This is a genomic window from Aeromonas sp. QDB56 (assembly GCF_027705505.1).
Lineage (GTDB): Bacteria > Pseudomonadota > Gammaproteobacteria > Enterobacterales > Aeromonadaceae > Aeromonas > Aeromonas caviae.
This window is the reverse complement of sequence record NZ_JAPDBZ010000225.1, coordinates 1-3,175: the sequence shown is the minus strand read 5'-3', so window position 1 is coordinate 3,175 and position 3,175 is coordinate 1. Positions and strand designations below refer to the sequence as shown.

Here is a 3,175-nt window from a genome sequence, read left to right as displayed (position 1 = left end):
GGTATTGAGGTGATGCGTGCACTACGCAAAGGCCAGGCCTCAGCATTTTATTATGGTGATCCCCTGGGCGAAATGCGGCTGGTAAGCAGAGTTTTTGAAATGTAAGGCCTTTGAATAAGACAAAAGGCTGCCTCATCGCTAACTTTGCAACAGTGCCACTGCGTGAAGCTTGACCAGGCCTACGGCCTGACGTCCTCGGTTGCCGTTGCAGGTATCAAGTCCAGCTATACCAAAACGGTGTCCGGAAACATCAAAGAGTGCCCATATACAATATCAATGATGGGTAAAAAAGTTTATCAGTAAGGCGAGGGTTCCATCTGCCCTGAACAGGCCGAGCGGCTTAACGATGGTTAAGCCGGGGAAATCTGGTTCGATTACCTCGATATTCCAGTTCTGGCTGGCGTATGCTGTGGAGCGGAACGTCGGCGTGAACGGCATTTATGCGCTTCGCACATCCCTGCGGGTTCCGGTCAGTTATACCCGCCCTAAAGGACGGGTTTTGTGGCGTACTGGATTACAGGAGACCGTCATGTCCGGTTCCGTGGGAGCGCAACGAAAGAGTTCCATTGCTCGACCCGATAATCCCAAATAGCTGGAGAAGAAAATGGCCCGGATTGACGGCTGATAACCGATTACCCTTACTCGAAGGTACCCTTCACGCAGGCTTTACCGTCAACCACCATCTGTTTGCCGTGAGCATAAACCTGCTCAATACATAATTCTGGTGTCATAACCAGCAGATCGGCATCCTTTCCAGGAGCAATTTCACCTTTAGTGGAAAGGTTAAGAAAGCCTGCCACACTGGTCGTCAGCGGACGCAATGCATCGGTCAGGGTAAACCCGTAATCGTTGACTAATGACTGCACGGTTTCAAGTAAGCTCTCGAAGCCCGCCACACCAATCCCTGTCAGTTTTCCGGCATCATCAAACAACGGCTGGCTACCATTACCATCCGAGCTGACCGTTATCCGGGCAAGCGGGATACCGGCTTTCAGTGCCCGGGCGACAGCTTCAGCCGGTGCGACAGGATCGGGGATGCCGCTGGTGATGTCGATGGTGCCGCCTTTGAGCGCAAAAGCCAGTGCTTCTTCGAACAGCGCCTCATTGCGGTTAACGTGGGTGGGAAGCAGCTTGCTCATCGGTACATCGCTATTTTCCAGAATGTCATACAGCGGTTTAAGCCCCTTTTTGCTGTCGCCCATATGGAACACGCTGACACCCGGTTTGCTGCCCAGCAGGCCACCCACGCGGGATTCCGCTGCCATGTTTGCCAGTTGATAATCGCCAGGCGCGGCAGAACGGTGGTCTGAAACTGCACATTTAACGCCGATGACGCGATCGATCAGCGCCACATCTTTTTCTACCGAACCGGTGATTGTCGGTGAAGGTACATGGTAAGCGCCGGTTAACATCCAGGCGGTGATCCCTTCTTCATTCAGCGCCCGTGTTTTCGCCAGAAGCGATTCCGGGTGACGGGTCACGGAGTCGGTGCCGAGCAAACCAATGACGGTCGTGACCCCGGCTTCGGTCAGTCTGCTCAGTCTGACTTCTGGCGTACGGGTAGTGGGACCCGCTTCACCACCGCCGCCAATCAGGTGAACATGCTGATCGATAAAGCCAGGACACAGAATCAGTCCTCTGAGATTGATAACCTTACAATCTGGCACGATGTGAGGAGAGATATCGCGTGCCACAGCAATAATCTTGCCGTTGGCGAGAAGCACGTCTCTGATTCCCTGGTCTTCCGGGGTGTAAAGGTGTGCACCTTGCATCAACGTAAACTCTGCGAAGGATAAATCAGGCATGAGAATTCCCTTTTAAACAATGCTCTGCATAACCCAGATCGACAGCAGTGCGTTGATGGCACACACGGCGATGATATGGGGATAATATTTGGCGTTAACTTCGGCGGTACCGAGGCAGCGACCCACGTTCTGCACAGGGTTACCCATCAGGTATATCGCCGGAAGCAGCACCGTGACGTCGTGACCATTTAAGGCTCCCGCCGTGAGCAGACTGGCAGAAACGCCTACCGCGCCGCCCATGCTCATTAGCGACGCTAAAAGCACGGTGGCTGCTTCACCAGGAAGTCCCCACAGAGCCATAACGGGCTGGCAAATGTGCCCAACCCAGTCAAGTAAACCGGTAATTTTCAGCGCCTGAATAATGACGAATGCCATGACCACGTTCGGCAGCAGGTTAGTGGTGGCAATCGTAAAGCCGCGGCGGGCACCATCGATGAACATGTCCATGACATTTTTGCGTACCTGAGTGGTCATGCTTGTGCTCCTTGCGTTGGGTTACGGCGTTCTTCAAAATTGATCCAGATACGTAGCAGGTTGGCACCGACAAATTTAAACACCAGGATGACAGCCAGGGGGACGATAACGGACGTTCCCAGAAACGCGAAGACAGCGACACCAGAGGAAAAATAGTTGGTAATAATTGCGCTGCCGCTGGTCTGGTACGCTGCAAAAATGACTTTATCGCGCTCAGTGATTTCGCCATCCTGCGCCAGTTCTTTCGTCATCCCCGCGGCCGCATCGGTGTTTTGTAAGTTAGCGATGAGCGCCAGTGAGCAGATGCCCGGAATACCCAGCAGGGGTTTCAGGATGGGCGTCATCAGCTGTTGCGCCGCACGCAGTCCGCCAAGACCGTCGGTGATAGAAATAATGCCCAGTGACAAAATGACAGAGGGAGCGAGTTCCAGCGCGAAAAGAAAACCATCTTTTGCGCCCGTACCGCCCGCGCCCCGGAAGGTTACGGTCGTTTGTTCAGCGCCATTCGCGATCTGGCCAAACGAACCGTTCAGCACGGTAAAATCAAATACACGCCACCAACCTTCCGTTCCGGAAAATACGCCGGAAAAGAAAATGATGGTCAGAAAAAAAGCCAGGTATCCCTTAAGTCCGACTTTTTCTGTTGCAGGCGGCAGCGCCGCCTGTTCCCTTTGTTGCGCCATAGCGAACCCCGTTATTTTTTTGATGATGTTGTTTGTTGCGGCAGGCCAGAAGAGGCCTGAACTCAATGACTTTAACAGTAATATGGGTATGGGGAAAATGCAAGAATGTAGACTGGCCCCCTGAATCTCCAGACAGGTAACTGTTCACCCAGATGGCATTGACAGGAAAAAGTGAGACGATCATCCCTTGATCCACTGTTGCCCCTTGCCTGA

Annotated in this window: 4 protein-coding genes and 1 pseudogene; 1 reads left to right on the top strand and 4 read right to left on the bottom strand. The window is 53.1% G+C overall.

Annotation, left to right across the window (positions count from 1 at the left end):
* A pseudogene (locus OKB81_RS19820) lies at positions 1 to 105 on the top strand (IS6 family transposase); the annotation flags it as partial.
* 533 nt (positions 106 to 638) lie between these two features.
* Here the strand turns inward: OKB81_RS19820 and iadA are convergent.
* From iadA to OKB81_RS19800, 4 genes are all read right to left on the bottom strand, one after another.
* Positions 639 to 1,805, bottom strand: coding sequence for a beta-aspartyl-peptidase (gene iadA / locus OKB81_RS19815; RefSeq protein ID WP_041205590.1), 1,167 nt, complete (start codon positions 1,803 to 1,805; stop codon positions 639 to 641).
* Between the two features lie 12 nt (positions 1,806 to 1,817).
* Positions 1,818 to 2,279 carry a YjiG family protein gene (locus OKB81_RS19810; protein ID WP_005326786.1) on the bottom strand — a complete coding sequence of 154 codons (462 nt, stop codon included), beginning with the start codon at positions 2,277 to 2,279 and terminating at the stop codon, positions 1,818 to 1,820.
* Positions 2,276 to 2,962, bottom strand: coding sequence for a nucleoside recognition domain-containing protein (locus OKB81_RS19805; RefSeq protein WP_041205587.1), 687 nt, complete (start codon positions 2,960 to 2,962; stop codon positions 2,276 to 2,278). The genes OKB81_RS19810 and OKB81_RS19805 overlap by 4 nt, the downstream gene beginning before the upstream one ends.
* On the bottom strand, positions 2,904 to 3,175 hold a 272-nt coding region (locus tag OKB81_RS19800), incomplete at its 5' end, for a hypothetical protein (RefSeq protein ID WP_270805406.1). The genes OKB81_RS19800 and OKB81_RS19805, both read right to left, overlap by 59 nt.